Below are 26,741 nucleotides of genomic sequence, written 5' to 3'. Positions count from 1 at the left end.
CGCTTAAGAATAGAATTCGCCTGCGGCGAATCTTTCCTGGCTTCCGCTGTTATCGCTAACCCGTTTTTTATTTTAAGATCGTTTCTATTTGGTTTATTTCTTCACCGCTGAATTTAATGTTATCCAGGCATTTGAGGGAATCTGCCAGTTGCGTAGGGCTGCTTGCACCTACCAGGACTGAGGTTACCCGCGGGTCTTTCAATAACCAGGCAAGCGCCATTTGTGCAAGCGACTGGCCACGTTGCCGTGCCAGTTCATTTAGTTTTTTGGCCTTGTCTACAGCCTCAGGCGTAACCTGGTTCTCCTGCAAAAAGCCGCTTGCTTTGTGTGCGCGTGAATCTTCGGGGATGCCGTTTAAATATTTGTTGGTAAGCAGCCCTTGTGCCAGCGGCGAAAATGGTATACAACCTACGCCGTCTTTTTCCAAAACATCAAGCAACCCGCCTTCTACCCATCGCTCAAACATTGAATATTTTGGCTGATGAATGAGGCATGGCGTGCCCAGGTCTTTTAAAATATCGATCGCGCGCTGCGCCTCGTCGGCCTGGTAATTTGAAATACCTACGTATAATGCTTTGCCTTGCCGAACCATCAGGTCTAACGCGCCCATAGTTTCTTCAAGTGGTGTGTCAGGGTCGGGGAGGTGCGAGTAGAAAATATCCACGTAATCCAAGCCCATGCGTTTTAGGCTTTGGTCAAGGCTGGCCACCAGGTATTTTTTAGATCCCCACTCGCCGTACGGGCCTTCCCACATATGGTAGCCCGCTTTGGTAGATATGATCATCTCATCGCGGTAGCCGGCAAAATCGGCTTTCAATAATTTACCAAAGTTTTCTTCTGCAGATCCCGGAGGCGGGCCGTAGTTGTTAGCCAGATCGAAATGCGTAATGCCGCTGTCAAACGCTAATTGCAGCGTTTTGCGGAAATGCTCCATCACGTCTACGTGACCAAAGTTGTGCCATAGCCCAAGTGAGATGGCGGGCAATTTAATGCCGCTATTTCCACAGCGGCGGTATTCCATTTTATCGTACCGATTGTCGGCAGGCTGGTATTTCATGAGTAGATTGGTTGTTAGGGGCTAATGTAATTAAAATACAGAAAAGGATTTGGTTTAATTGGGCTGGCAGTATAGTTGCAGGTAGTGTTAACCTAAACTTCACAATGGTTAAATATTTTTGCATTTGATATGTCGCCAAAAAGGATAAAGAAACGCAGGGTAGCATTGCTGATTATTATTAGCTCTGTATTTGTTGCAGCATACGCGCATCACAAATTGCAGCGCAAGTCAGAGGTTACCGGTAAGCTTCAGGACAAGGCTATGAACGAAACGTCAGGTATCGCGGCCTCGGCTATTAGCCCGGGCATATTGTATGTTCATAATGACAGCGGCGATAGCAGTCGTTTTTTTGCTATAGACGATAAAGGCGCGCTTAAAACTACGTATAATTTTAAGGGCTTAGAAAACAATGGCTTGGGTGCGCGCGATTGTGAAGACATTGCGGTTGCCCCCGGCCCGCTAAAAAATAAAAGCTATATTTATTTAGGTGATATTGGTGATAACGCTGCTGTAAGGCCTTATTTGACGGTTTACCGTTTTGCGGAGCCCAAACAGGGCAGCGCTGTGTCAAGAACACTAACTGCAGACCATCTTTTCTTACAATACCCCGACGGGCCAAGGGATGCAGAAACACTAATGGCCGACCCGGTTGAAAAGCTGTTATATATAGTTTCAAAGCGAACCGACTCAGTTACGGTTTACACTACGCCGCTAAATTTTAGATCGGGCGATACGGTTGTTTTGACCAAACGTGCACGATTATTCTTCCCGGGATTCCCGCCTATGAAATGGATCACGGCGGGGAGTATCTCTGCCGATGGATCTCAAATATTGTTAAAAAATTACAGCAAGGTTTATTATTGGAAACGCCCTGCCGGGATGCCGGTATGGAAGGTAATGAAACAAGCTCCGGCAGAACTGGATTATGAGGCCGAGAAGCAGGGCGAAGCAATCACATTCGCGCGTGACGGACGTTCATATTACACTACCAGTGAGGGTATATATGCGCCCATCTATCATTATTTTGTACCGTAAAACTATATGTGGTTGTCTTTTTCAACCACCTCTTCCCAATAAATAGTGCCTGTAAAAACGCCGTTCTGAATGGCGACCTGTTCCTTTATTTTTTCCAGTTCGGCTTTTAAATGCTGCGCGTCACCGCCGGCTGTGTATGAATAGTAAAATATGGTATTGCCGGTTTTGCTATTGATGAATTTGAAATGCTTTGTGGCTGCCATTGGGGTAAGTATTTATGAGGATATAAGTATCCAAATTGCTTTTTTGTTCTATACGGATGAATGATTACGTGCATTTAACATTTTAACAATTATATTGGCACATAAACAAATCCAATTATGATAACTAAAAAAATGACGTTTCTGGTGGCAATTTTCGCCACGGTTGTACTTTCGGCGTTTGCCATTTTCGCGGCACTTGATGGTAAATGGGTAGGTACCACTAATATGGATGGTAACGACCTTGCATTAACCTACAACTTTAAAGTTGACGGCGATAAACTAACCGGTACAGCCGAGTCGCCTTATGGTGTGTCTACAATCGATAATGGCAAAGTGAGCGGCGATATGATCAATTTTTCAACCGTTGTTAATGGTTTAGAAATACCTCAGAAAGGTAAGGTTTATGCCGACTCTGTCGTGATGAACATAGATGTAAACGGCAACATATTACACGCTACTTTAAAAAGGCCTAAATAATTTATAAGCAGGGGCTTACAACTTTCTACCCATAATTTGCGTATTATAATTAACATGGAACAATTGAAAGCCCCTGCTATAAAAAAATCATGGATATATCGCAGCCTATTTCTCCTGGTCTTGGTCAGCGTTTTTGCCTATTGTTCTAAGAAAGCTATTGTAGACCCAGTATCAAATGAGGGCGTTGGCGGTAACACGGGTTCGCTCGAATCTAACGGCATCCCACTGAAAAACATGTTTGGTGTTAACGGTTATGAGTGGAACATCGAACAAAACCCCAATGATGTAAACGACAATACGCGTGTTTACGAGCCTAAATGGGCATTGATAAAGGGGTTCGGCTCTTTCAGGCACTATATGGACTGGGAAAAGCTTGAGCAAACCCAGGGTAAATACACCTTTAATCCTACACACAGCGGCGGCTGGTTTTATGATGTGATGTATCAGCGTGGCAAACAAGATTCTGTGCTGATGCTGGCCGATCTGAAAACAGTCCCGGGATGGTTCCTTAATGCTTACTATCCTGCTGATCAACGCGATAACGAAGATACGCCTGCGCCGTATACTTCAGACAAATCAAATCCTTCTTCTTATTTATTGCAAGCAAAGGTTGCATTTCAATTTGCAGCCCGGTACGGGTCAAATGCCGCTATCGACCGGTCCTTGATGAGTATCGACGCATCGCAGCGATGGACGGGAGATGAAATTAACGAGATAAAGGTTGGCCTTAATTATGTTAAATATATAGAGTGCGACAATGAGCGCGACAAATGGTGGAAGGGTGCCAAAGCGCAGCAAACCGCTCAGGAATATGCGGCTAATATGTCTGCGTTTTATGATGGTAATAAAGGCAAAATGGGTAAGGGCGTTGGCGTTAAATCTGCCGACCCGAATATGCTTGTTGTCATGGGCGGACTGGCACACCCGGATGTTCAATACGTGAAGGATATGGTAGAGTGGTGCCGTGCAAACCGCGGTTACCGCGCCGATGGCAGCGTAGACCTTTGTTTTGATGTGATTAACTACCATTACTATTCAAATAATGCTTCGCTGGACATTAAATCTGTAGCCACGAAAGCTATGGCGCCAGAGCTAAGCATAGGCGGAAAAGTTGCCGACGATTTTGTTGCCTTAGGTAAAACACTGCACTTGCCGGTCTGGGTAACAGAATCGAGTTATGATACGCAGTCATCGAGTCCGCAGGGTGCATTTGTGATCGGTAACCGCTCAATCATGCAAACACAGGCCGACTGGACATTACGTACTTCCTTAATGTATGCCCGTCATGGGGTTGAGCGTGTTTTCTACTTCCAGATGTATGACGATGCGCCGGGCGGAGGGTGGACTTACCAGACATCGGGACTGGTTAACGACAACAATACCCGCAGGATAGTTGCCGATTATATGCTGCAGGTAAGTAAGATAATGGGTAATTACGCTTACAACTCAACCATTAGTGCCGACCCGTTAGTTGATCGCTACGTATATGGGAATAAGGTATTTTATGCTTTGATGATCCCAGACCAAATGGGCCGGACAGGCACATACACATTGGATCTGGGAAATGCATCTCAAGCCGCGGTTTACACCTTAAAAGACGGTGCCGCTGATGCGGTTAAAACGGTGATGAACACTACTGGCGGTAAACTTACGCTTACCGTGACAGAAACACCTGTTTTTGTACAGCCGCTGTAATTAAACAAACTTTCTTACCAGCCAGAACGCGGTTACCGCTGCGGCGCCTGCGATACCACCTAACTTTAGGTTATGCTTAGTAACCTTTTTAGACGTATAGCCGCCCGATATCTGATAATGAAGATGTGTAGCGTGCTGTAAGTTTCCATTGGTCACAGCTTCCGGTTCTGCATGTTTAAAATAATTCCTGGAAATTTGTGTCATCACCCAGCGGGTAAAGCGCGGCGCAAATATACTGCCGACCCTGGCGCCGTATGCCGCAGAACCTATTAACACGTGTTCGCGCGGGTTTTGTAATAATGCCACTATCTCTGATGCTACCCTTGTCGGGCTTACTACGGGCGGCATGGGTTTTAGCTTTTTGCCCGTGTAATTTCCGGCATGCGACGGGCCGGGTGTGTCTACGAAACCGGGATAAACGTTGCACACATTTATGTTAGGGTAGTCGCCAAGTTCGCCTTGCAAAGCTTCGGCATATCCCCGTACGCCGTATTTACTGGCAGTGTAGGCTACCGAATAAGGCATCGGCAAAAATCCCCCTGCTGAGTTTACGTTCACTATTGTACCATAACCTTGCTTTTTAAAGCATGGTAACGCTGCGTACGCGCCATTGATGTATCCAATCAGGTTGGTTTGTATCACCTGCTGGTGTACCTCTAAGGGTATGCTGCTAAAATCGCCAAGTAAACCTACACCTGCCACATTTATCCAGGCATCTATACTTTTACCGAAGGCGCATGCGTCTTTGCCCAATGTTGTAATAGCTTGTGCGTCTGTGACATCTGTGACTACTACCATTGCGTTAGCACCAAGGCGGTTGCATACATCTGCTACCTCATCCAAAGCAGCTTTGTTGCGGGCAGCCAATATCAATTTGCAGTTATACCTGGCCAGTTCAATAGCGGTTGCCCGCCCAATTCCACTCGAAGCACCGGTGATTACTATGGTTTGCTTGTTAAGCGGCGGTACCGCGTTGCACTGTTTTTTGCCTGATAAAAACATACCTACAAAACTGAAAGGGTGAGATAGAATAACGACAGTCGACATTAAAAGTTTAAGCGGATTTTCAACCAGTATCAGAAGAAGCAAACTTTATGAAAGATTCTTTTGTGTAAAAAGACACCCAACTACTCTGCTATAGCATTTAGTTGTCTAAATTCGCGGTGGTAGCAAATTGTTAAACATCACCTTTTGAATAAGAAAATTATCAGGGCGGCGGTAGGCGCCATGTTTTTCATGACGGGCTTGTGCTTTGCCAGCTGGGCATCGCGTATAGCAACCATTCAACAAAAATTGGCACTTACTGATGCTGCGCTTGGCGGAGTATTATTTGCACTGCCGGTAGGTTTAATGCTGTCTTTGCCATTCTCTGGTTGGGCGGTCACCAAATTCGGAAGCAAAACGCTGCTTACAATCGCATTGATCATGTACGGCGTTTTTTTGATCGGGTTGGGAAGCGTAACACAACCCTACCAATTGATTTTATGCCTGGTGCTATTCGGTTTCGCCGGTAATGCCACAAATATTTCTGTCAACACACAGGCTGTCGCGACGGAAAAGGTGTATAAAAAACCGATAATGGCCTCGTTCCACGGGCTGTGGAGCCTGGCGGGTTTTGCCGGCGCCGCAATAGGCACGCTGATGATCGGGCAAAACATCCTGCCTGCAGCACATTTTATGTTCATCGCAACGTTGACACTCATAACTGTTATCATCTGCAGGCAGTATTTACATAATGATAATTCGACCGGCGATACTGGGCCCGCCTTTGTTATCCCCGACAGGTCATTAGTAGGCTTGGGTATCATCGCATTCTGCTCCATGATTTGCGAAGGCGCCATGTTCGACTGGAGTGTAATCTACTTTAAAAAGATTGTATTAGCAGAGAAGGCCTGGGTGGCTGCAGGTTACACAGCCTTTATGAGCACCATGGCTACCGGGCGTTTCATTGCCGACTGGTTTGCACACAAATTTGGGCTGAAACGCACGCTTCAATTAAGCGGAACGCTCACTACGATCGGATTGCTCATTGCTGTACTTTTTCCGGTGCTGCCCGCTGCCATCGGCGGTTTCATGCTGGTTGGTTTTGGTGTATCATCCGTTGTGCCTATGATCTACAGCGCAGCGGCCAAATCTAAAACCATGCAACCGGGCGCGGCTATCGCGGCGGTGTCTACTATAAGCTTTGCAGGGTTTTTAATTGGGCCGCCGGTTATTGGCTTCCTGGCGGGCGCATTTACACTGCGTGTTTCATTTATCTTTATCGCATTGATGGGAGCCAGCGTTGTTGTATTGGTTTCAAGGGCTAAGCTGGATTAAAGCGTCAACGTCTTTCCCTGTTCAGGGAATATCAGGTTCAGGCCTAACTTGTTTTCGGCTTTTAATTGTTGCTTTATTTTGCTGACGCTTGCAACCGGTGGTTTTAAATGAGTGATGACGACTTTAAAGCCTTTAAGCGAGGCCGCGCCGCCGGTCAGTTGCGCTAAATTATCAAATTCTGACATCAACCATCTTGGGGTAAAATGCCCAAATAGAGATTTGTCCGGCTGCTCGTCAGGAAAAGATGTTTCGATCATGATCGCCTTTAGGCGTTTGTCTTTAATTAGCGGTGCTACGGCAGTCCAAAGGTTATGCAGGTTAGCACTTTTCTCCACCGCATCCGGTCCGGTGTCACCTAAGTAAAGTACGTAAGCGCTGCCGCTACGTACAAGGAATGCTGTACTGGTCAAATTCGAATGGCTAAGCGGATATGGGGTGACAGTCATATCAGTACTAGCAATGGCTGTTTCCTTGCCTGCTTCCAGCGTTTCGTAATGATATTTTTTGAGTACAGGGGCTTCACCTTTGTCGCCGAAATTTGACCAGCTAACAGGTGTAAAGTAATGCGTTTCGAAAACTTTAAGGCAATCCGCGAACGCGTAAATAGTTTTATTGGTGTCGGCAGGGGAGTTGATCACCAATCCGGATAGGTGATCCAGATGCGAGTGGGATATTAGATAGCCTTTTATCTTTTGTCGTAAAACTTGCTCAGCAGTGCCTGCAAAAACTTTATTGGCAATGGCTTTACTAATACCTGTATACAATGTCCCCGCATCTAAACAAACATAGTTATTAGATCCGGCAGGGGCAAGCATATATGAGGACAGGTTACTTTCGTCTTCGCCACCTAGTACGCCCAAGGGAACAATTTTAAAGGATTGCGCTTTGGCACTTATCGCTAAAGCGCTTAGGATGAATATGGAGAAGAGCTTAAAATTCATAGCGAGATGATTTGCCTTAAAGGTAAGCACAGTACATCATTCAGTCTTCATTTTTCTTTCAGCGGATCGCTTGTAAACGTAGTCGCCGCCCAGCAAAAAGCCCCAGGGCTTCAGTGGCTTAATGTGATCAAAAACAATCTTTATAATGGCCAGCGTCGGAATGGATAAGAACATGCCGGAAAGCCCCCAAAGCATTTCGCCAAGTATGATTCCCAAGAACGTGATAAGCGCGTTAAGCCGCACCTTTGAGCCTACCACAACCGGCAGCAAAAAGTTTGCATCAATTGCATGTATACCGATCACGCTAATGGCAACGAAAAAGGTATCTGTAAGCGCGCCTGTCGCAAAAGTGATAAGCGTACTCAATAGCAGCGCGGTAAAAATACCCACGTAGGGAATGATGTTGAATAAACCGGTGATCAACCCCAACAAGGCGGCGTATTTTATCCCAATGATCCAAAATACACTGCAGGCAGCGGCGGCAACCAGAAACATCTCTAATAACAAACCGAGGATGTATTCACGCAATATCAACTGTATCTGCTCTGCAATGTCTTTTATAGTATCACAATGCTTGTCGCCGCAGGCACGCAATAAAAATTCGAAGAGAAGCTTGCGGTAAAACAGTATAAGGAACGTGAAGACATTAATGAGCAATAAAAACAGAACAATTGACCCCACCGACAGGAATGTGCTGCCCACCAATGCTGTACCCGATGATACGATTTTGCTGGTGGTGTTATGCACGTAAGCCATCTGGCTTTCCATGTTGACGTGGAAAGTGGATTGTACCCATCCCTGCAGGTCTTGTACTGATTGTTCTATCTGCTTTTTCAGCATCGGCCAGTCGTCGGCCAACCGGGATATTTGCGTAGCTACCAGATACACTATTCCGCCAACAAAAAGCACAAATAAAAAAATAGCTAAAAACGCTGAAGCGCTTCTGGGCAGTTTCCATTTATGTTCAAAGAAGTTTGCCAGGGGCAACAGCAGAACGGCAAATAGAAACCCGAACATGAGCGGGTCTAACATGCTTTTGCCGATATGCACCAAAAAGCCGAAACCAATGATTGCCGTAAAAACATACGCCAGTTTAGCGTAATAGGGCGTGCCGGTTTCTTTGCTGGTCATGCGCTATAAACACAGGTGGTATACTTTGGTTTTAACACCTACTCTGGCGTGTAGTCCTTGTCCAGAGACGGCAACATTACTATCTTCGCTAACCATGTCGCCTAAAGAAAAAATAGAAAAGCTCACCGCCGAATTAAGGCAGCATAATTACAATTATTATGTGCTGGCCCAACCCACCATTTCAGACTATGATTTTGATATCAAACTGAAAGAACTGGCTGCTCTGGAGAAAGAACATCCTGAATTAGCTGACCCTGAATCGCCTACGCAGCGTGTTGGCGGCGAAGTGACTAAAGAATTTCAAACGGTAAAGCACCGCTGGCCTATGCTGTCGCTCGGTAACACTTACAGCGAGCAGGAACTGATAGATTTCGATCAGCGCATCCGTAAAGCCATTGGTGATAATTTTGAGTATGTGTGCGAGTTAAAATTCGATGGCCTGTCTATGAGCATGACCTATCAAGACGGGAAACTAGCGCGCGCGGTAACACGTGGGAATGGTTATGAGGGCGATGACGTAACTACCAACGTCCGCACGATACATAGTGTGCCGAAAAAGTTAGCGCCGGGCGATTATCCCGATTCATTCGAGATCAGGGGCGAGGTATTGATGCACCGTAAGGCGTTCGAGCGCTTAAATGATGAACGTATAGAACACGGAGAAGTTGCTTATGCTAACCCACGGAATTTTGCCTCCGGAACGATGAAATTGCAGGATTCGGCAGAGGTAGCCCGTAGGCCATTAGACTGCTTTTTATATTTCCTTTATACAGAAAAGCAGTTATTCAAGACCCATTGGGAGAGCTTGCAAGCCGTAAAGCGCTGGGGCTTTCACGTAAGTGAGCATAACAAATTGTGCAGCAACATTAATGAGGTGCTAAAGTTTATTGCGCACTGGGAAGAGAAGCGCTTTGATCTTTCTTTCGATATTGACGGTATTGTAATTAAAGTGAACAGTTACGCGCAACAAGAAGAGTTGGGCTTTACGGCTAAGGTTCCGCGATGGGCAATATCCTATAAGTACAAAGCCGAGCAAGTGGAAACCATTTTAGAAAAAGTAGTGTATAACGTCGGTCGCACAGGGGCGGTTACTCCTGTAGCTAACTTGAAGCCGGTATTGCTTGCCGGTACTACAGTTAAACGCGCAACGTTGCACAACGCCAATGAGATACTTCGGCTCGATCTGCACCAGGGCGACACGGTGTATGTCGAAAAGGGCGGCGAGATAATCCCAAAGATCATCAGCGTGAATACGACCAAACGGCAAGCCGGTGCAGAACCAATTGCGTATGTAACTACGTGCCCGGCCTGTGGTACGCAGCTTGAACGTAAAGAAGGAGAGGCGGCGTTTTATTGCCCTAATGATGAAGCCTGCCCGCCACAAATAGTAAGCAAGATGCAGCACTTTGTTGGCCGCAGGGCAATGAACATTGATGGTTTGGGCGATGAGACTATTGAGACGCTTTACCAAAGGGGTTTGCTGAAACACATCAGCGATATTTATGACCTTAAAAACCATTATGGCGCGCTCACTTCTATGGATCGGTTCGGCGAAAAGTCGATCACTAACATGCTGGATGGCATAGAAAAATCTAAGAAGATGCCTTTTGAGAAAGTGCTGTTTGGCTTAGGTATACGTTATATTGGCGAAACCGTGGCTAAAAAACTGGTGGCACATTTCAAGACGATCGAGAAATTGCAGGCCGCGACATTCGAAGAGTTGACCGCCGTAGATGAAATAGGCGACCGCATTGCCCAAAGCTTGGTCGAATATTTTGCTGAGCCAAAGCACTTACAAGAAATCCAAAAAATGCAGCAGGATGGCTTGCAGTTTGCTGCCGAAGAAAAGGAAGTGGTGCTGGCCAGCGACAAATTGAGCGGCAAAACCTTCATTATCTCGGGCACCTTTGAACGCTCGCGCGTGGAATTGAAAGAAATTATAGAACAAAACGGGGGCAAAATATTAAGTAGTATCTCTGCAAAGCTTGATTACCTGGTAGCAGGTGATAATATGGGGCCTGCAAAATTGGAAAAGGCAACGAAGTTGAATATCCCGATAATAAGTGACGGGGAGCTAATGGGCATGCTGTAATCATGTTATAAAGGCACTTGATATAACACTTATGTCATTGCGAGGTACGAAGCAATCCTAGCATAAAATCGTCCTATGAGATTGCCACGTCGTCCCGAAAGCTATCGGCACTCTTCGCAAATGACGATTTTCATTGAACCATTACTACACGTTAAAAAACGTTAAAAGCGTAACAAACCCGCTACAATCAAAATCAAATGCACATCTTTAGGCATTTGCCATTCATGTATAAAAGAATAATTTTTTCCGCGGCTCTTTTACTTTGGGTCTTTACCGCCTCGGCGCAGCAATTTACGCTAAGCGGTAATATTGTTGATGATACCGGCGCACCGGTTCCATTTGCCAGCATCCTGGTTAAGGGTACCACCCGTGGCACATCTGCCAACAACGACGGTAACTATAGCCTTAACCTTGCCAAAGGCCAGTATGAGATCTTATTTAAAGCCATCGGCTACAAAGAAGAGTTAAAACGCGTCAATATTTCGGGCAATACAAAATTAGATGTGAGGCTTGCCGTAGCGGCATATCAACTTAACGCTGTAACCATCCGCCCCGGTGGCGAAGACCCTTCTTATGCCATCATCCGCAAAGCTATCCGCAAAAGAAATGGTTACCTAAACGAAGTAAACGCCTACAGTGCCGAGGTATATTTAAAAGGCCTTCAAAAACTACTGGCCGCGCCTAAAAAGTTTTTGGGCAGGGATATCAATCAGATCGCGCGGGAATACGGCCTCGATTCTAACCGCAGGGGGATTGTCTACCTGTCAGAATCACAATCGAAACTCACATTTGAAAAGCCTGACAAGATACACGAGGAGATGATCTCTTCAAAAGTATCGGGCAGTAACAGGGCATTTAGCTTTAACCGCGCGTCTGATATCCGGGTTAACATGTACGAGAATTACCAGAACTGGGAGCAGATCAGCAACCGGCCGCTGGTATCGCCCATTGCAGATAACGCCTTAAGCTATTACAATTACAAATGGCTGGGCACATCAGAAGAAAACGGCGAGACGATCAACAAGATACAGGTAACACCAAAGCACAGTTACGATCCGGCATTCGCGGGCATAATCTACATTATGGAAGATAGCTGGCGTTTGCACAGTTTCGATCTGGAGATTACTAAAAGTGCAAATTTGAATATTGTCGACACGCTAAAAGTCAAAGAGCAATATGTGCCGGTTGGTAAAAAAGTTTGGATGCCGTCTACAGCTAAGATGGAGTTTAACGGCGGTATATTTGGGTTTAAGTTTGGCGGGTATTTTATTGCAGTTTACAGCAATTATAACCTTAACCCAACGCTCAACCAGAAGGAATTTGCAGAGGTATTGAAAATACCGCAAGGTGTCAATAAGAAAGACTCAGTTTACTGGCAGCAAGAGCGCCCAGTGCCGTTGACGACTGAAGAGATTACAGATTACCAGAAGAAAGCAATCCTGGCAAAAAAGAGGGAATCCAAACCTTACCTCGATTCGCTGGATAGGATAGGTAACCGTGTAACCGCGAATAAATTATTGTTAACAGGCATACTTGAACGCGACAGGTACAAAAAGCAGTACACCTATTTTAGTCCGCTGCTTACATCGTTCCTTTACAACACGGTTGAGGGTTTTACCTTTAACTACAATGTAAACTATGTAAAGCAGATCGATAGCATTAACAATAAATATTTGCGTCTGGGAGGCAACGTACGCTACGGCATCCGAAACGAACGCTTTCACGGTTTTGTAGACGGTACTGTTCCGTTAAGCGGATCGACTTTGAGTTTTGCAGTTGGCAACAGTATGTTCGATATCAACAACACTAATCCTACCAGCCCGCTGTTTAACACCTTTAACAGTTTATTCCGCAGGCTAAACCAGTTGAAGTTGTATGAAAGGTCATTCGTCACGGTTTCGCTTAACAAGCGTATTTATGGCGGGTTGCGAGGCGGCATTACGATCGACTATTCTGACAGGCAGTGGCTGCCAAACACTTCCTTGTACAGCATAACCAACCTGCAGAACTACGAGTTTACGTCTAACAATCCCCTTACACCGAAGGCAGATAACCCGCTTTTTCCGCGCAACCAGTCGTTCACAGTGAACTTGCATGCCAGCTATAATTTCAGCAATCGGTATGAAACTTATCCAACGGGGCGCAGATATTTGCCATCACCATACCCAACATTAACCGTTAATTATACACGTGCTATCCGGAATGTTTTTGGATCGGATGTCGATTATAACTTCGTGAAGGCAACGCTTTCTAAGGAAGACATTAGTCTAGGGCCAATAGGGAAGTCGTCTTTTTATATTGGCGCCGGTAAATTCTTTGGTGTTAAGCAGATCTATTTTACAGACTATGCGCATTTTTATGGTAACGAGGGCGTTTTCTTTGTAAACGCGCCAAACGCGTTCCTGATATTGCCTTTATATGAATTCAGCACACCGGAAAGTTATCTCGAGGCTCATTACGAACATAACTTCGGCGGGTATTTTTTAAGCCGGGTGCCGCTGATCCGCAAGTTAAAACTGCATGAAATTGTCAATGTAAATTACTTGGCTACCCCGCAGATTGGTAATTATGTTGAGTTTGCAGCCGGTGTTCAATTGTATGGTATAAGGTTCCAGATGGGCAGGTCGTTTAGGACTGATGGCCACTCAACATCTACGGCGCTTATCGGGTTGGCATTACCTATGCGGCCGGCACGGCCGAATTAATGCCTTTGATTATACCTTGTCGAATCCTATTTTTGGTTTCAGCGGCAGTATAACCGGTCCGTGTTAACCTATGAAAAAAATTTTCTATCCTGTTATAGCGGTGGCGCTGTCTATCGCGTTTGAATCTTGTACCAGTAAAAGCGATAAATCTGCAACCATGAGCACAGACAGCCTTTTGCCCGATAGTTCGGGTTTTAATCAAACCATAAATGGCAAGCAAGTAAAGCTGTTCAAGCTAAAGGGCGAAAACGGCATGGAGGCCGCTATCACCAATTTTGGTGGGCGTGTGGTTAGCTTGTTGGTAAAGTCGGCCGCAGGCAAAATGGTTGATGTTGTTGCCGGCTTTGACGATTTGAAAGGCTATCAAGGTTCTGCGTCAAATTATTATGGAGCATTAATAGGCCGTTACGGCAACCGCATAGCAAAGGGACATTTTAACCTGAATGGGACTGATTATACCTTATTCATCAACAATAAACCTAACAGTTTGCACGGCGGCAAAGTAGGTTTTGATTCTAAAGTTTGGGACGCCAAAATGCTGAATGAACATACGCTTGAACTCACCTATCATTCGGCTGACATGGAAGAAGGTTACCCAGGTAACCTGGATGTTAAAGTGACTTACGCGGTGACGAAATATAACAGCCTTTCTATTACTTATGAAGCCAAAACCGATAAGCTAACAGTAATCAATTTGACCAATCACTCGTACTTTAATTTGAACGGCTGGGGCAGCGGCGATATTCTGAAACATATTATACAAATTAACGCTGATGCCTACACACCTGTTGATTCTACCCTGATCCCAACTGGCAAGATCGCTGATGTTAAAGGCACACCATTTGATTTCAGGGCACCTTTGCCCATTGGTGACCGTATTGATGCTAACGATGGTCAGATCACTTTTGGTAAAGGCTATGACCACAATTTTGTGCTGAATAAACACAGCACACAACTGCCTGTAGTAACCGTATCCGGCGATAAAACCGGATTGGTGATGAAGGTGTTTACTACCGAACCGGGCGTGCAATTTTATACCGGCAACTTTATGAAAGGCGATAGCAAAATGAAAGGTGGCCACCCGGACGCTTATCGTAACGCTTTTTGCCTGGAGACCCAGCACTTCCCAGATTCACCTAATCAGCCAAATTTTCCATCAACCGTTCTAAAGCCGGGTAAAGTATATAAATCGCTTACGTATTATCAATTTGAGAAGCACTGAATGCGGGCTTATTTTCCGCTTAGATCATCATTATTGATAGTGCGCTGATTCTTTTTGATATCGCTGCTTAGCTTTCCAAACTTGTAGCTTAAGCTTAAGCTGAAATTGCGGTAATAATTGTTGCTGGTATTGCTTTGGTAAAAGTCGGGCGTTGATGTGTAATTGGTAAATTGGTTATACGTTTTGTAAGGATTGTTCACCACTCCTGTAATTGTAAGCTTTTTATTTGCAAAGGTTTTATACGCACTTATCGACGAATACATGTAGTCATTAGAGCTGCCCTGCAGCATGATATATCTTCGGTTAAACCCATAACTCAGTCCAAAACTCCAGCCGTCGCCCGGTTTATAACTACCGCTCACAAAGGTATTGGTTCGCAGGCCATGGTTGCTGTAAAAGCGCCCATTGTAAGGGCCGCTTATCCAAACGTAAAATAAACCGGTGCTGTAATTAATGTTCACCTTTTTGCCGATGGGATTATTGCCGTTTACATTCCAGCGCAAAATTTTGCTGTTGCCTACGTTTTCATAAGTGGTTTCAGATAGTGTGTCAGATATGAGCCTGATCACACTCACCGCCATACCGCCGGTGTGCATATAACTTAATTTGGTACTAAAGCTACCTGTGCCCGACTTTGAGTAAGTTAGTTCGATCAGATCGCTGATCACAGGCCTTAAGTTAGGGTTGCCGGTGGATATGATCTGCGGGTTAGACCGGTCTACAAATGGGTTTAGCTGGTAAATGCTCGGCCGTTCTAAACGGTTGGTGTAACCGAATGTAAGGCTTTGGTTTTTAGGCAGCATCAATTGTGCAGAAAGAGACGGGACAATATTTGTGTAGCCCATATTAAGCGTGGTAGCGTTTGTTACAAAGTTAGCGTCAACTTGTGTACGCTCTAAGCGCGCTCCTGCTTTAAACACCCATTTGGTTAACTTGTATGTGTAAGAGTTGTAAAGGCTATAAACATCCTGATGGTAAATAAGGTCATTCTCGCGCGACGGATCTTCAACAAATGATCCCTGCCCGTTCCGGATACTGAATACAGTAGCTTCTGTTTCGCTGGTGTTCTTGCGTAAAATTGCTTTTGCTCCCGCTTCAAGCGTTAGCTTTTTCATGGGCTGTATGTAGTCCACCTGGAAAGTGTGCGCTTGCTCACCGGCGTTATTGCGTTGGGTATAATCAGGTCCATTATAATTGACATCGTTAATCGAACTGATATCATTGTGCTGCCCATTGTTGTAGTCTGTGTAGCGGTACGATGTTGTCAGCAACTGCTGCTTGTTACGTTTAAATCCCAGTTGGTAGTTAAAGCTCACATCTGTACCGGTGTAACCGTTGCCACCAATATTAATAAGGTTGTATGATTGCGGCAAAATGCCAGGTGCCTGGCTGCTAAATTGCGTAAGCTTATTACTGCTGTTCCTAAAATCGCCGAAATTATAGTTTAACGAAGCAGTTAGCAGGTTTAAGGTATCTATCTCGTAACTGGTTTCAACACTGCCGTAACCCCAGCCACCGCCGGCATTATCAAATATTCCGTTTTGGGTAAATACGGAAGCCGGACTGTAAGTCTCGCGGTAACTGCCAGACTCAAACTTTGTAGGCACCTGCCTACCTGTACCCAAAAAGCCCGACAAGCCAAATTTGCCCTGCTTGTATGTAGTGCTTAAGTTGATATTTGGCCCCCACGGGAAATTGTAACGCGCGGTGACCGTGCCATTGTAGCCGTCGTCGGTTTTTTTGCTGGTGATGATATTAATAATACCCGCTAAACCTTCTGCATCGTACTTTGCCGGCGGAGTTGTGATCACCTCGATTTTTTGAATGTTAGTGGCAGGCATGGCACGCAGCACATCTTTGGGGTTGTTGGTTAACAACGCAGATGGTTTGCCATTGATGAAAATGCGATAACTGCCGCTGCCCTGCAATTGTATATTGTCGTCGCCGTCAATAGTAACCAATGGCACTTTGCGCAGCATATCCATGGCTGTTTGTGCCTTGCTTTCGGGGTCGGCTTGCACGTCGTAACTCATGCGGTCTATCTCCTGCTTTACCAAAGGTTTTGCCGCGGTTATTTTAACTTCGCCCAACTGCGCGTTAGATGGAGCTAATATGATGCGGCCGGCGTCTGCTTCCGGTTTAGTCGAGCTCAGCGTGTTTATCCCGATCGTTTTTGAGGTGTATCCGACGGATATCACGTTTAGCAGATAATTTTTTATTTCGAGATCTTTTAACTCAAAAGTGCCATTGTCTTTGGTGAGCGTGCTTTTAACGGGTGCTTTGGTTGCAGCATCTACAAGCGCGATGGTAGCATATCCCAGGGGCGCATTCTTCGCAGAATCAATAATAATCCCCTTCACAACACCTTTGATGGGTGGGGTTTGGGCTAATGTTGCAACAGATAGTAAAAGTAAAAGAAAAGGCAGTAAGGTTGTTTTCATGTAGTTGAGATACCTGATTGGTATTGCTCAAGAGACACATGAATAATGGGCACGTTGCAAGACGCTTTATAATTAGCGCACAAAACCCTATTGCAGAACCTGTTAAATGTTTTTGCTTAGTTATTAGTCAGCAAAACTTATCTTCATAAAAATTATCTGTTATGGAATTTGGTAAAGTAGCCGACGCCGACAAACTGCCTCAATCTTATTTTAACCTCCCGCCCGATACGGCCTTCACTGCGCATGTTCTGGCAAATGCCAGCGGCAGCGGTAAGTTCCAAGCGCACGTTGGTTGTGCCAAATGGGGCCGTAAAGAATGGGTAGGGCAGATCTATCCGCCAAAAACCAAAGAGGCCAACTTTTTAACTGAGTATGTTAAACACTTCGATTCAATAGAGCTAAATGCTACATTTTACCAGGTTTACGGTCCTGAGACTTTAAGCAAATGGGCCGAAAAAGCAGAAGGTAATCCGAATTTTAAATTCTGCCCAAAGTTTTCGCAGTCGATAAGCCACATACGCAGGCTTAAGAACGCCGAAGAAATAACCACGCAATTTTATAATGGCGTCTTAGCTTTTGGCGACAAACTGGGGCCGATGTTCCTGCAGCTAAGTGACAATTTTACCCCAAAGAGCTTCCCCGAATTAAAAGCTTATTTGGAACATTTGCCTACCGATGTCCCGGTTTTCGTGGAAGTGCGACATAAAGAATGGTTTAACACAGCAGGTACGGATAAGGATATTTTTGCGCTGCTGCGCGATTTAAACATTGGCAGTGTGATAACGGACGCCAGCGGACGGCGCGATTGCGGGCATATGAACCTGTCTACGCCACATGCGTTTATCCGCTATGTGGGGAATGGGTTGTTGCCAACAGATTACGGACGCATAGATGAATGGGTCGATCGAATAAAAAAATGGAAAGATGAAGGCCTGCAGTCACTTTGGTTTTTTATGCACCAGCACGATGAACAGTATTCGCCTGTGTTGGCGGATTATACGATTGAAAAATTGAACGAAGCATTAGGCACAAGTATTCAAAGACCGCAATTTCTGCCGAAACAGGAATCTATGGAATTAAAATAAGCGACACGTTCCGAAATCGAAATTCTTAAATCCGAATTCATTGAGCATCTTTGCAGCATGAGCAAGCTATGGCAAAAAGCGACGGATGTTAATCAATTGGTAGACGCCTTTACCGTTGGCAAGGACCGCGAACTTGATAGTCAAATGGCCGCGTTTGATGTGCTTGGCTCCCTGGCGCACACACGCATGCTGCAAAGTATCGGTTTGCTAAACTCAGACGATCTGGAAGTTGTCCAGAAAGAACTTAAAGCTATTTACAAAGAGATAGAAAGCGGTGATTTTGCCATCGAGGCTGATGTCGAAGATGTGCATTCGCAGGTAGAGATGCTGCTTACCCGCCGCATAGGTGAAGCAGGCAAAAAGATTCACAGCGGCCGCTCACGTAATGACCAGGTTTTGGTCGATCTGAAATTGTTTTTTCGCAGCGAATTGCAGCAATTGGTTGAGTCAACAGATGCCTTGTTTCGCACGATGATTAATCTTAGTGAGAAGCATAAAGATGTTTTGTTGCCGGGCTACACGCATCTGCAGGTGGCTATGCCTTCTTCTTTCGGGTTATGGTTTGGCGCTTACGCGGAGAGCTTAGCTGATGACCTGGAACTGGTGCGTGCTGCCTGGAATATTACCAACAAGAACCCTCTGGGCTCTGCTGCGGGATATGGCTCGTCATTCCCGCTTAATCGTACAATGACGACGGAGCTTCTGGGTTTTGATGACCTGAACTACAATGTAGTGTATGCGCAAATGGGTCGCGGTAAAACAGAACGTATCATCGCGCAAGCAATATCCGCTATTGCAGCAACCCTTGGGCGCATGGCAATGGATCAGGTACTATATTTAAGCCAGAACTTTGCGTTTGTAAGTTACCCCGAAAACCTGACCACAGGTTCGAGCATTATGCCGCACAAAAAGAACCCGGATGTTTGGGAAATTATGCGGGGCCGGTGCAACCGTTTGCAGGCACTGCCTAATGATGTTGCTATGATGACTACCAACCTGCCATCGGGTTATCACCGCGAAATGCAGCTGCTAAAGGAATTGTTATTCCCGGCATTTTCAGAGATCAAAAGCTGCCTGCAAATGGCTGATTTTATGCTGCAAAATATTGCTGTCAAAACCGATATACTGAGCGATGCCAAATACGACTACCTCTTTAGTGTCGATGAGGTTAATCGCTTAGCTTTAAACGGCACACCTTTTCGCGATGCGTATAAACAGGTAGGGCTCGCCATAGAAGAAGGGCAGTTTAACCCGGTAAAAAAGGTAGACCATACCCACGAGGGAAGTGTTGGTAACCTAATGAACGACTGTATTGTTGCTAATATGGATAAGATGCTGGATAGCTTCAACTTTAGAAGGGTTAATGAGGCAATTGAAAAATTGGTGAAATAATTGAAAGCTCAAGTTCGTCATGACCACGGCAATAGATATACGCTATTCCAGCCCCATGAAATGCTTTGTCAGATCCGAGAAGTTATCAAACTTTAGATCGTAATCATCGGTGTTGCCAAAGCCGTAACTCACAAATACAAACGGGATACCTGCCAACCGGCTTTGCTGTCCATCGCCTTCAGTATCTCCTATATAAACAGGGCTCATTAAATCCCATTTATCGCTAAGCAACTTTATGTTGTGGCTTTTAGGCATAAAGTTTATGCCGTAAGCCAGTTCGTCGGTGATGTATTCATGCAACCCTGCCCAGTCAATGAAAAGCTGTATGATGCCTTTTGCGCAATTGCTGAGAATGAAAATTTTATATTTGGTAGACAGCTCCTTTAAGCCATCAATCACACCATCATACATTATACCGCCCAATTGAGGTATAAGGTTGTGGCGGGCGCTATTAACGGTAGCATAAATTTCAGTTCTGCGCTCGTCATCAAAATCGGGCATAATCTCTTTGATCACTTTTTTGCCTTCCCAACCTACCATGTGCGCCAGTTTATCCTTATCGACGGTAATGTCAATATCCAATTCCTTAAATACCTCATTCCAGGATACGGCATACGTTGCCACAGCATCCCAAAGGGTGCCGTCCATGTCGAATATTAAACTATCGGGTTTTTGCATAATTGTAATCAAAGGATAATATCGTGATTAGTGCGCCACGAGACCGGATATAACGTTTATACTTAATGCAACTATTGCCGTATTAAATGCGAAAGATATTAAGCCATGTATCCAGGCCAATCTGCGTAACTGACTGTTAGAAATCTCTACATCCGATACCTGGAAAGTCATGCCCAGCACGAATGAGAAGTACACAAAATCCATAAAATCCGGATACTTTTCGCCACCGGGAAAGTCTAGTCCGCCGAATGGCTTTTTACTGTCGTCATCATTGGTGGTGTCATAATAAATATGGGCATACCTGATGGCAAATATGGTGTGCACCAACCACCACGATGACAATACCGAAGCAATTACCAGGAAAACGTGCCCGGTAACCTCTTGAGGCGTCGAGCCTTTTTCTGATTTCAATAAGAAGATGATAGAAAAAAGGCTCACTATAGCCGCCCCGATGACAATAATAAAAATCATTGTCCGGCTTGAATCTTCCAATGTATTCACCTGCTTAAAATCTTGCGGGTGCGCCATAAAGATAATAAGCCAGTCCATTACGATTGCACTAACTACGAAGCCTATCCATGTTAGCAATATTATAGACGAGACGGATAGCTCAGTCTTAAAAATACTGAAGAAGACGATGGCCGCGCATAACAGAGAAATAAGTATCCTGTAATGAACGTCGAGTTTTAATAAGCGGCTTGGCTTTTCAGTTTTCCGGGGCATGCGGTGGCTAATATAGTCATCCGCATCACTATTCCTCAACAATTTCTGCAACACGGCCAACCTGCCCATCTTGGAGGCGGACTTTTATTCCGCGCGAATGATATGGCGCGCTGGTGAGCAGATCTTTCACAATTCCATTTGTGAGTGTGCCGCTGCGCTGATCTTTCTTTAAGATGATATTTACCTCTAACCCGGGGTAGATGTCTTTTCTGTTAGTGCCGTCCATGGCGCTAAGGTAACGAAAAACAAACCGTCACTAAGCATCCCGAGGAGGCATCTGTCCAATGTTAAACTTTGTTAAATAGTGTTAAAACAGACAGTTACAAAACTAAGCCGGCGCTTTTAAATAGATATTTACCGCAATTAACTGAAACACCTTTACAACAATGGCGTACAAGAACATTAACAACTTGCTAGGCTGGGTTTGCTTCGCAACCGCTGCCGTAACTTATGTATTAACCCTGGAGCCATCTGTAAGCTTTTGGGATTGCGGCGAATTTATTTCATGCGCGTACCGCTTACAGGTATCGCATCAGCCTGGTTACCCTATGTTCGCTATGCTAGGCAAAGCGTTCTCATTGCTGTCATTTGGCGACCGTGCAAAGGTTGCTTATTTCACTAATGTAAGCTCTGCGATGGCCAGCAGCGCTGCAATCATGTTTATGTTTTGGACTATAAGCATGCTGGCTAAAAAGCTGCTGGTAAAACGCGGTGAAAAGCCCAACCCAGCTCAAACTGTACTTATTATGGGTGCTGCCTTGGTAGGCGCTTTAGGTTTTATTTATACTGATACATTTTGGTTTTCGGCAGTGGAGACGGTAGTATTTTCGCCGGCGATGCTTTGCACAGCCGTTGTTTTTTGGGCGGCACTCAAATGGGAAGCAAATGCTGATCTACCTGGCGCCGACCGTTGGCTGGTGCTCATCGCTTATGTAATGGGATTATCCATCGGCATACATTTATTAAATTTATTGACCATCCCGGGGTTAACGCTTATTTACTACTTCCGCCGCAGTAAACAAGTAACCCCCATGAAAACATTTTTGATGTTTTTGCTTGGCGTTGCCTTGCTGGCCTTCTTACAATTTGGCGTAATCCAGTACTCAGTTAAAATGATGGCGTATTTCGATCTGTTTACGGTCAATAACCTGGGCCTGCCGTTCAACCTGGGGGCCATTATTTTTCTGGCTGCATTAATCGGTGTAATAGTTTGGGGCATCAGCTACAGTATTAGAAAACATAAACCGGCACTTAACCTGGCTTTGCTTTGCATACTGTTCATTTTCTTTGGTTATAGCTCTTTTACCATGATCCCGATAAGGGCGCATGCCAATACCAACCTGGATAATTACCATCCCGATAACGCGTTCGCGCTGCAGGAATATTTAAGCCGCATTCAATATGTTGCCCCACCACTTATCTACGGTGAGTATTTTGACGCCAAGCCTATCGATCAAAAAGATGGCATCAGCCTTTATCGCAAAGGAGACAGTAAATATGAAATGATCGGTAAAAAACAAGAGTTGGTTTACGATCATAACACAATTCTTCCACGCATCTTCAGCAGTGACGCCCCCGATGTTGCTTTTTATAAAGACTGGCTTCACCTTGCAGATGGCCAATCGCCAACGTTTGCAGACAACATGAAATGGTTGTTTAGCTGGCAGGTATACCAAATGTATTTCAGGTACTTTATGTGGAATTTTACCGGCCGGTACAATGATGCCGACGGCCAGACCAGTACACGAATGATCAATGGCAACTGGACGTCGGGATGGTTTGACCACGGCAAACAACTGCCTAACGCCATTACCCACAGCATCACCTACGCCCCGCTATACGCATTGCCGCTCATAATCGGACTGCTGGGTATGGTTTATCATTTCCGCAAGGATAAGAAACACGCGCTGGTGCTGTTGGTAATGTTTTTCTTTATGGGCATAGCGATTGTGCTATATGTAAATCAATATAATGTGCAGCCCCGCGAACGCGATTATTCTTACGTGGGTTCTTTTTACGCTTTTGGCATATGGATAGGTTTAGGTGTTTTAGCTATTGCCGATGTGCTACGGCGAAGGCTTACAGCAAGGATTGCTTCGTATGGCTCTATCGCCATTTGTATGCTGCTGGTTCCTGTTTTAGTGGCAGTAAAAGAATGGCCGGGGCACAACAGATCTACAAAGAAAGTGCCGCATGATCTGGCGTATAATTACCTGATTTCATGCCCCAAGAACGCCATACTTTTTACTTATGCCGATAACGAGACCTATCCGCTATGGTATATACAGGAAGTAGAAAATGTGCGGCCGGACGTGAGGATCATCAACTTAAGCCTGTTTACCGGCGACTGGAATATCCGCCAGATGCAGTCGGCCATTAATGAAGCTGCTGCCGCGCCGATAACTATGCCCTATGAAAAATACAAAGATGGTACCCGCGACATCATCCGCTTTAGCGATGCTAAACTTCCCGACTCGGTAGAGATAAAAGAAGTGTTTGATTTCATCACTTCAGACGACCCGCGTGCAAAGGCCCAATACCCTGATGGTAGCAGTGAAAATTACCTGCCGACTAAGAACTTTAAACTTACAGTAAATAAGCAAGCTGTTATAGCAAATCATGTGGTTACGCAGGAGCAGGAAAGCCGTGTTGCAGACGTGATGGAGTGGAAACTGCCTGCAAATTACCTGACTAAAGGAAACCTGGCGTTATTAGACATTATGGTACACAATAATTGGAAACGCCCCATATGCTTTGCAGAATCTATGCCCGACGAAGATGTGATAGGTCTGCACAAATATATGTATAAAGAAGGGCAAATTTATCGCTTGCTGCCGTTCAAGCCCTCAGCCGAGCCGGATGAAGAAAAGATAAATAGTTTGGTGATGTACGATAACATGGTGAACAAATACAAATGGGGCAATATGAAAAATGCCAGCTACCTCGATAGTCAAACAGTACAATTATTTTACCCAATGATCACCGCAAACTTTACCTCGCTGGCTAATTCACTGGCGGCCGAAGGTCATACCGCCATGGCTGTGAAAGCTTTGCATAAACTGGATGACAGTACCCCTGATATTACTGCTGATATGAACGTTGCCGTGCGGCAATATTATGTAGCGGACAGCGCCTATCACTTACAGGATGTCCAATTAGGCAACAAATACGTGAACAGGGTTATGGCGTATGTGAAAGACCAGCTGGATTACAATTACCGCCAGCTACAAAAAGATGCCGATACCATAAGTGTGCGTGATGTACAGATGGGTGTCTCGCTGATCAATGCCATGGCTAACTCCACAAAAGTGGCTAGCCAGATAGCATTAAGTAATATGCTCACCGCCGGTCTCAAAGATTACGAGACTAAGTTTTCTTCTGTTTTGAGCAAGCAATTAAACTAATAGCTTGTTGTGCTTAAAAATATAATCATGCCTGAATTACCAGACCTGCAGGTATTTGCACGCAATCTTGATAAGAAGCTTGGCGGTAAAACGCTGGAGAGAATTACTGTAAACAGTAAAAAAGCAAAAACGCCAAATGCAGAGTTTGCAAAAGCGTTACATGGCCAAAAACTAAAAAAGGTTTACCGGGATGGGAAGGAACTATTTTTCGATTTCGACGAGCACACGCTGGGTTTGCATTTGATGCTGCACGGCCAATTGTTTCGGTTCGACGGAAAGAATGAACAAAAGTATACAGTTGTAGAAATGATCTTTAAAGGGGGAGAGGGGCTTGCGCTAACCGACTGGCAGGGCGCGGCTAACCCAACGCTTGACCCGGAGGAAAGTAAAGCGCCCGACGCGTTCGATAAAGCAGTGACACCTAAGTGGTGGCAAGATAGTCTTGGGAAAAAAAAGTCGGCAATCAAGAACGTACTCCTCGACCAAAAATTTATTCGCGGTATTGGTAACGCGTATGCGGATGAAATACTTTACGATGCCGGCATCTCGCCGATGTCTGTCGCTAATAAAATACCCGCCGACAAGGTGAAGGTGCTGGCGAAATCAGTCAAGAAAGTGCTGGAAGATGCCGAAAAACAAATCACCAAATCCAAGCCTGATATCATCAGCGGCGAGGTGCGCGATTTCTTAAAGGTGCATCATACCCGTAAGGGTGAAACCGACAAAGGCGAAAAAATACTGGTCGAAAAGGGTTCCCGGAAAACTTACTATACAGAAGGGCAGGAGTTATATAAATAGGCCGCGCACAAAGTTGTCATTCTGAAAATGCGCTACCAAAATCTCCTAATTCAATCGCAGAAGATCTCTCACTTCGTTCGAGATGACGATTTGGATATTGATTGGTACATCCAGCTCCCTCTCCTTCGGAGAGGGCTGGGGGAGAGGTAATGCAGAGTTAAAAAAAACTTTCTGTGCTTTAATTATAATCCGATGAGGCCTTAAACGATCTGCTCCAGCATCTGAATATATAGATCAATACCCTCTTGTATCTCGTTTACATAAATAAATTCGTCGGCTGTGTGGGAGCGTGCCGAATCACCGGGGCCAACCTTTAATGACGGTATGTCTAAAAGCGACTGGTCGGAAGTGGTAGGCGAGCCGTAAGTAGTTCTTCCCAAAGCGATACCTGCCTGAACTATCGGGTGCTCTTTGTCAATTGATGATGGCTTTAAACGTATTGAGCGCGGTTTAACATCGCAGCTTACATGCCGGCGGATGATCTCTAGAACTTCTTCGTTTCGGTAAGCATCAGTTACGCGCACATCAACGGTAAACACACATTCGGCCGGTACAACGTTATGCTGCGAGCCGGCATTGATGATGGTAACAGACATTTTCACCGGGCCAAACACTTGCGACTCTTTTGGAAACTTGAACGTGCGGAACCACTCGATATCTGTCAGCGCTTTGTAGATGGCATTGTCACCTTCCTCACGGGCCGCATGGCCTGCGCGGCCATGAGCTGTGCAATCCAATACCATTAAACCCTTTTCGGCAATGGCCAGTTGCATTAAGGTAGGTTCGCCAACAATGCCAAAGTTCAATTTACCCAGGTCGGGGATAATGAGTTCCAAACCGTTTACGCCCGAAATTTCTTCCTCTGCCGTCGCTGCAAGACAAAAATTATATTTCAGGTCTTGCTTGTCGTAAAAGTACAGGAACGTGGCAATCAGCGACACCAGGCAGCCGCCTGCGTCGTTGCTGCCTAAGCCAAACAGCTTACCGTCTTCAATTTTTGCGTCGTAAGGGTCGCGGGTATATCCGGGGTTGGGTTTAACTGTATCGTGGTGCGAGTTAAGCAGAATTGTGGGTTTAGATTCATCGAAATGCACGTTCCAAGCCCAGATGTTGTTCATCTTTCGGTGGGTTTTTACACCGCGCTGCACCAGGAAATCGTTGACAATATCTGCTGTTTTATCTTCTTCGCGGCTGAATGATTGTGTAGCGATGAGGCGCTGCAAAAGTTGAAGAGCATCGGCAAACAGCGTGTCCTTAGATGGCATAAATAGAAGTCCTTTTAGGTAGATTGGTCAAAGTTAAAGGTTAATTTTTAAAAACGCGCGTTGCCGCATAAATCGCTA

21 protein-coding genes are annotated in these 26,741 nt (G+C 45.3%); 11 read left to right on the top strand and 10 right to left on the bottom strand.

Annotated elements, in window-relative coordinates; translation table 11 throughout:
- Positions 1–67: 67 nt before the first annotated feature.
- A complete protein-coding gene (gene mgrA, locus GO620_RS10870; protein ID WP_157525388.1) occupies positions 68–1,057 on the bottom strand; it encodes an L-glyceraldehyde 3-phosphate reductase in 990 nt (329 codons plus the stop codon).
- 129 nt (positions 1,058–1,186) lie between these two features.
- Here mgrA and GO620_RS10865 point away from each other — a divergent pair, with 129 nt between their 5' ends.
- Positions 1,187–2,092, top strand: a complete 906-nt coding sequence (locus GO620_RS10865) for a hypothetical protein (protein WP_157525387.1) — start codon at positions 1,187–1,189, stop codon at positions 2,090–2,092.
- 2 nt (positions 2,093–2,094) lie between these two features.
- Here GO620_RS10865 and GO620_RS10860 read toward each other — a convergent pair whose 3' ends face one another.
- Positions 2,095–2,295, bottom strand: coding sequence for a hypothetical protein (locus GO620_RS10860; protein ID WP_157525386.1), 201 nt, complete (start codon positions 2,293–2,295; stop codon positions 2,095–2,097).
- A 117-nt stretch (positions 2,296–2,412) separates the two neighbouring features.
- Here GO620_RS10860 and GO620_RS10855 point away from each other — a divergent pair, with 117 nt between their 5' ends.
- Positions 2,413–2,772: a glycoside hydrolase gene (locus tag GO620_RS10855; RefSeq protein ID WP_157525385.1), complete on the top strand. Its 360-nt coding sequence runs from the start codon at positions 2,413–2,415 to the stop codon at positions 2,770–2,772.
- 54 nt (positions 2,773–2,826) lie between these two features.
- Positions 2,827–4,467: a hypothetical protein gene (locus tag GO620_RS10850; RefSeq protein WP_157525384.1), complete on the top strand. Its 1,641-nt coding sequence runs from the start codon at positions 2,827–2,829 to the stop codon at positions 4,465–4,467.
- Here the strand turns inward: GO620_RS10850 and GO620_RS10845 are convergent, their stop codons facing one another.
- The gene (locus GO620_RS10845; RefSeq protein ID WP_198173566.1) at positions 4,468–5,556 is read right to left on the bottom strand and encodes an SDR family oxidoreductase; all 1,089 of its coding nucleotides are present in this window, start codon (positions 5,554–5,556) and stop codon (positions 4,468–4,470) included. It abuts the gene before it with no gap.
- 102 nt (positions 5,557–5,658) lie between these two features.
- Here GO620_RS10845 and GO620_RS10840 point away from each other — a divergent pair, with 102 nt between their 5' ends.
- Positions 5,659–6,786, top strand: coding sequence for an MFS transporter (locus tag GO620_RS10840; RefSeq protein ID WP_244139402.1), 1,128 nt, complete (start codon positions 5,659–5,661; stop codon positions 6,784–6,786).
- Here GO620_RS10840 and GO620_RS10835 read toward each other — a convergent pair.
- The gene (locus GO620_RS10835) at positions 6,783–7,727 is read right to left on the bottom strand and encodes an MBL fold metallo-hydrolase (RefSeq protein WP_157525383.1); all 945 of its coding nucleotides are present in this window, start codon (positions 7,725–7,727) and stop codon (positions 6,783–6,785) included. The genes GO620_RS10840 and GO620_RS10835 overlap by 4 nt on opposite strands.
- 36 nt (positions 7,728–7,763) lie before the next feature.
- Positions 7,764–8,858 (bottom strand): AI-2E family transporter, encoded by a 1,095-nt coding sequence (locus GO620_RS10830; protein ID WP_157525382.1) that lies wholly within the window; start codon positions 8,856–8,858, stop codon positions 7,764–7,766.
- Positions 8,859–8,952: 94 nt separating this feature from the next.
- On the opposite strand from GO620_RS10830, the gene ligA reads away from it, so the two are divergent.
- The 3 genes from ligA to GO620_RS10815 all read left to right on the top strand — a co-directional run bounded on the left by ligA (position 8,953) and on the right by GO620_RS10815 (position 14,877).
- Complete coding sequence (ligA, locus tag GO620_RS10825) at positions 8,953–10,950, top strand: NAD-dependent DNA ligase LigA (protein ID WP_157525381.1); 1,998 nt, start codon at positions 8,953–8,955, stop codon at positions 10,948–10,950.
- A 224-nt stretch (positions 10,951–11,174) separates the two neighbouring features.
- A complete protein-coding gene (locus GO620_RS10820) occupies positions 11,175–13,655 on the top strand; it encodes a DUF5686 and carboxypeptidase regulatory-like domain-containing protein (RefSeq protein ID WP_157525380.1) in 2,481 nt (826 codons plus the stop codon).
- A 70-nt stretch (positions 13,656–13,725) separates the two neighbouring features.
- Positions 13,726–14,877 (top strand): aldose epimerase family protein, encoded by a 1,152-nt coding sequence (locus GO620_RS10815; protein ID WP_157525379.1) that lies wholly within the window; start codon positions 13,726–13,728, stop codon positions 14,875–14,877.
- A gap of 8 nt (positions 14,878–14,885) precedes the next feature.
- On the opposite strand, the gene GO620_RS10810 is transcribed toward GO620_RS10815, so the two are convergent.
- Positions 14,886–17,318 carry an outer membrane beta-barrel family protein gene (locus tag GO620_RS10810; RefSeq protein ID WP_157525378.1) on the bottom strand — a complete coding sequence of 811 codons (2,433 nt, stop codon included), beginning with the start codon at positions 17,316–17,318 and terminating at the stop codon, positions 14,886–14,888.
- Between the two features lie 161 nt (positions 17,319–17,479).
- Between GO620_RS10810 and GO620_RS10805 the strand changes: the two genes are divergently transcribed.
- Positions 17,480–18,403, top strand: a complete 924-nt coding sequence (locus tag GO620_RS10805) for a DUF72 domain-containing protein (RefSeq protein ID WP_157525376.1) — start codon at positions 17,480–17,482, stop codon at positions 18,401–18,403.
- Between the two features lie 57 nt (positions 18,404–18,460).
- The gene (gene argH / locus GO620_RS10800; protein ID WP_157525374.1) at positions 18,461–19,795 is read left to right on the top strand and encodes an argininosuccinate lyase; all 1,335 of its coding nucleotides are present in this window, start codon (positions 18,461–18,463) and stop codon (positions 19,793–19,795) included.
- Between the two features lie 42 nt (positions 19,796–19,837).
- Here argH and GO620_RS10795 read toward each other — a convergent pair whose 3' ends face one another.
- From GO620_RS10795 to GO620_RS10785, 3 genes are read right to left on the bottom strand one after another with little or no spacing between them, the layout of a single operon-like run.
- Complete coding sequence (locus GO620_RS10795) at positions 19,838–20,473, bottom strand: HAD family hydrolase (protein WP_157525372.1); 636 nt, start codon at positions 20,471–20,473, stop codon at positions 19,838–19,840.
- Between the two features lie 27 nt (positions 20,474–20,500).
- Positions 20,501–21,196 carry a DUF1345 domain-containing protein gene (locus GO620_RS10790; RefSeq protein WP_157525370.1) on the bottom strand — a complete coding sequence of 232 codons (696 nt, stop codon included), beginning with the start codon at positions 21,194–21,196 and terminating at the stop codon, positions 20,501–20,503.
- Positions 21,197–21,224: 28 nt separating this feature from the next.
- The gene (locus tag GO620_RS10785) at positions 21,225–21,422 is read right to left on the bottom strand and encodes a YwbE family protein (protein ID WP_157525368.1); all 198 of its coding nucleotides are present in this window, start codon (positions 21,420–21,422) and stop codon (positions 21,225–21,227) included.
- Between the two features lie 160 nt (positions 21,423–21,582).
- Here GO620_RS10785 and GO620_RS10780 point away from each other — a divergent pair, with 160 nt between their 5' ends.
- Complete coding sequence (locus GO620_RS10780; RefSeq protein ID WP_157525366.1) at positions 21,583–24,600, top strand: glycosyltransferase family 117 protein; 3,018 nt, start codon at positions 21,583–21,585, stop codon at positions 24,598–24,600.
- Between the two features lie 27 nt (positions 24,601–24,627).
- Positions 24,628–25,398: an Fpg/Nei family DNA glycosylase gene (locus tag GO620_RS10775; RefSeq protein WP_157525364.1), complete on the top strand. Its 771-nt coding sequence runs from the start codon at positions 24,628–24,630 to the stop codon at positions 25,396–25,398.
- A 200-nt stretch (positions 25,399–25,598) separates the two neighbouring features.
- On the opposite strand, the gene GO620_RS10770 is transcribed toward GO620_RS10775, so the two are convergent.
- Positions 25,599–26,663 (bottom strand): M20 family metallo-hydrolase, encoded by a 1,065-nt coding sequence (locus GO620_RS10770; protein WP_157525362.1) that lies wholly within the window; start codon positions 26,661–26,663, stop codon positions 25,599–25,601.
- Positions 26,664–26,741 lie beyond the last annotated feature (78 nt).

The organism is Mucilaginibacter ginkgonis, from assembly GCF_009754905.2.
GTDB lineage: Bacteria > Bacteroidota > Bacteroidia > Sphingobacteriales > Sphingobacteriaceae > Mucilaginibacter > Mucilaginibacter ginkgonis.
This window is presented reverse-complemented; position numbering and strand designations above follow the sequence as displayed.

Coding starts and splice junctions, on each gene's coding strand:
- GO620_RS10785 (WP_157525368.1), bottom strand. CDS start 21,422: ATGGACGGCACTAACAGAAAAGACATCTACCCCGGGTTAGAGGTAAAT.
- GO620_RS10830 (WP_157525382.1), bottom strand. CDS start 8,858: ATGACCAGCAAAGAAACCGGCACGCCCTATTACGCTAAACTGGCGTAT.
- GO620_RS10805 (WP_157525376.1), top strand. CDS start 17,480: ATGGAATTTGGTAAAGTAGCCGACGCCGACAAACTGCCTCAATCTTAT.
- ligA (WP_157525381.1), top strand. CDS start 8,953: ATGTCGCCTAAAGAAAAAATAGAAAAGCTCACCGCCGAATTAAGGCAG.
- GO620_RS10775 (WP_157525364.1), top strand. CDS start 24,628: ATGCCTGAATTACCAGACCTGCAGGTATTTGCACGCAATCTTGATAAG.
- GO620_RS10855 (WP_157525385.1), top strand. CDS start 2,413: ATGATAACTAAAAAAATGACGTTTCTGGTGGCAATTTTCGCCACGGTT.
- argH (WP_157525374.1), top strand. CDS start 18,461: ATGAGCAAGCTATGGCAAAAAGCGACGGATGTTAATCAATTGGTAGAC.
- GO620_RS10780 (WP_157525366.1), top strand. CDS start 21,583: ATGGCGTACAAGAACATTAACAACTTGCTAGGCTGGGTTTGCTTCGCA.
- GO620_RS10795 (WP_157525372.1), bottom strand. CDS start 20,473: ATGCAAAAACCCGATAGTTTAATATTCGACATGGACGGCACCCTTTGG.
- GO620_RS10770 (WP_157525362.1), bottom strand. CDS start 26,663: ATGCCATCTAAGGACACGCTGTTTGCCGATGCTCTTCAACTTTTGCAG.
- GO620_RS10790 (WP_157525370.1), bottom strand. CDS start 21,196: ATGCCCCGGAAAACTGAAAAGCCAAGCCGCTTATTAAAACTCGACGTT.
- mgrA (WP_157525388.1), bottom strand. CDS start 1,057: ATGAAATACCAGCCTGCCGACAATCGGTACGATAAAATGGAATACCGC.
- GO620_RS10820 (WP_157525380.1), top strand. CDS start 11,175: ATGTATAAAAGAATAATTTTTTCCGCGGCTCTTTTACTTTGGGTCTTT.
- GO620_RS10860 (WP_157525386.1), bottom strand. CDS start 2,295: ATGGCAGCCACAAAGCATTTCAAATTCATCAATAGCAAAACCGGCAAT.
- GO620_RS10810 (WP_157525378.1), bottom strand. CDS start 17,318: ATGAAAACAACCTTACTGCCTTTTCTTTTACTTTTACTATCTGTTGCA.
- GO620_RS10865 (WP_157525387.1), top strand. CDS start 1,187: ATGTCGCCAAAAAGGATAAAGAAACGCAGGGTAGCATTGCTGATTATT.
- GO620_RS10835 (WP_157525383.1), bottom strand. CDS start 7,727: ATGAATTTTAAGCTCTTCTCCATATTCATCCTAAGCGCTTTAGCGATA.
- GO620_RS10850 (WP_157525384.1), top strand. CDS start 2,827: ATGGAACAATTGAAAGCCCCTGCTATAAAAAAATCATGGATATATCGC.
- GO620_RS10815 (WP_157525379.1), top strand. CDS start 13,726: ATGAAAAAAATTTTCTATCCTGTTATAGCGGTGGCGCTGTCTATCGCG.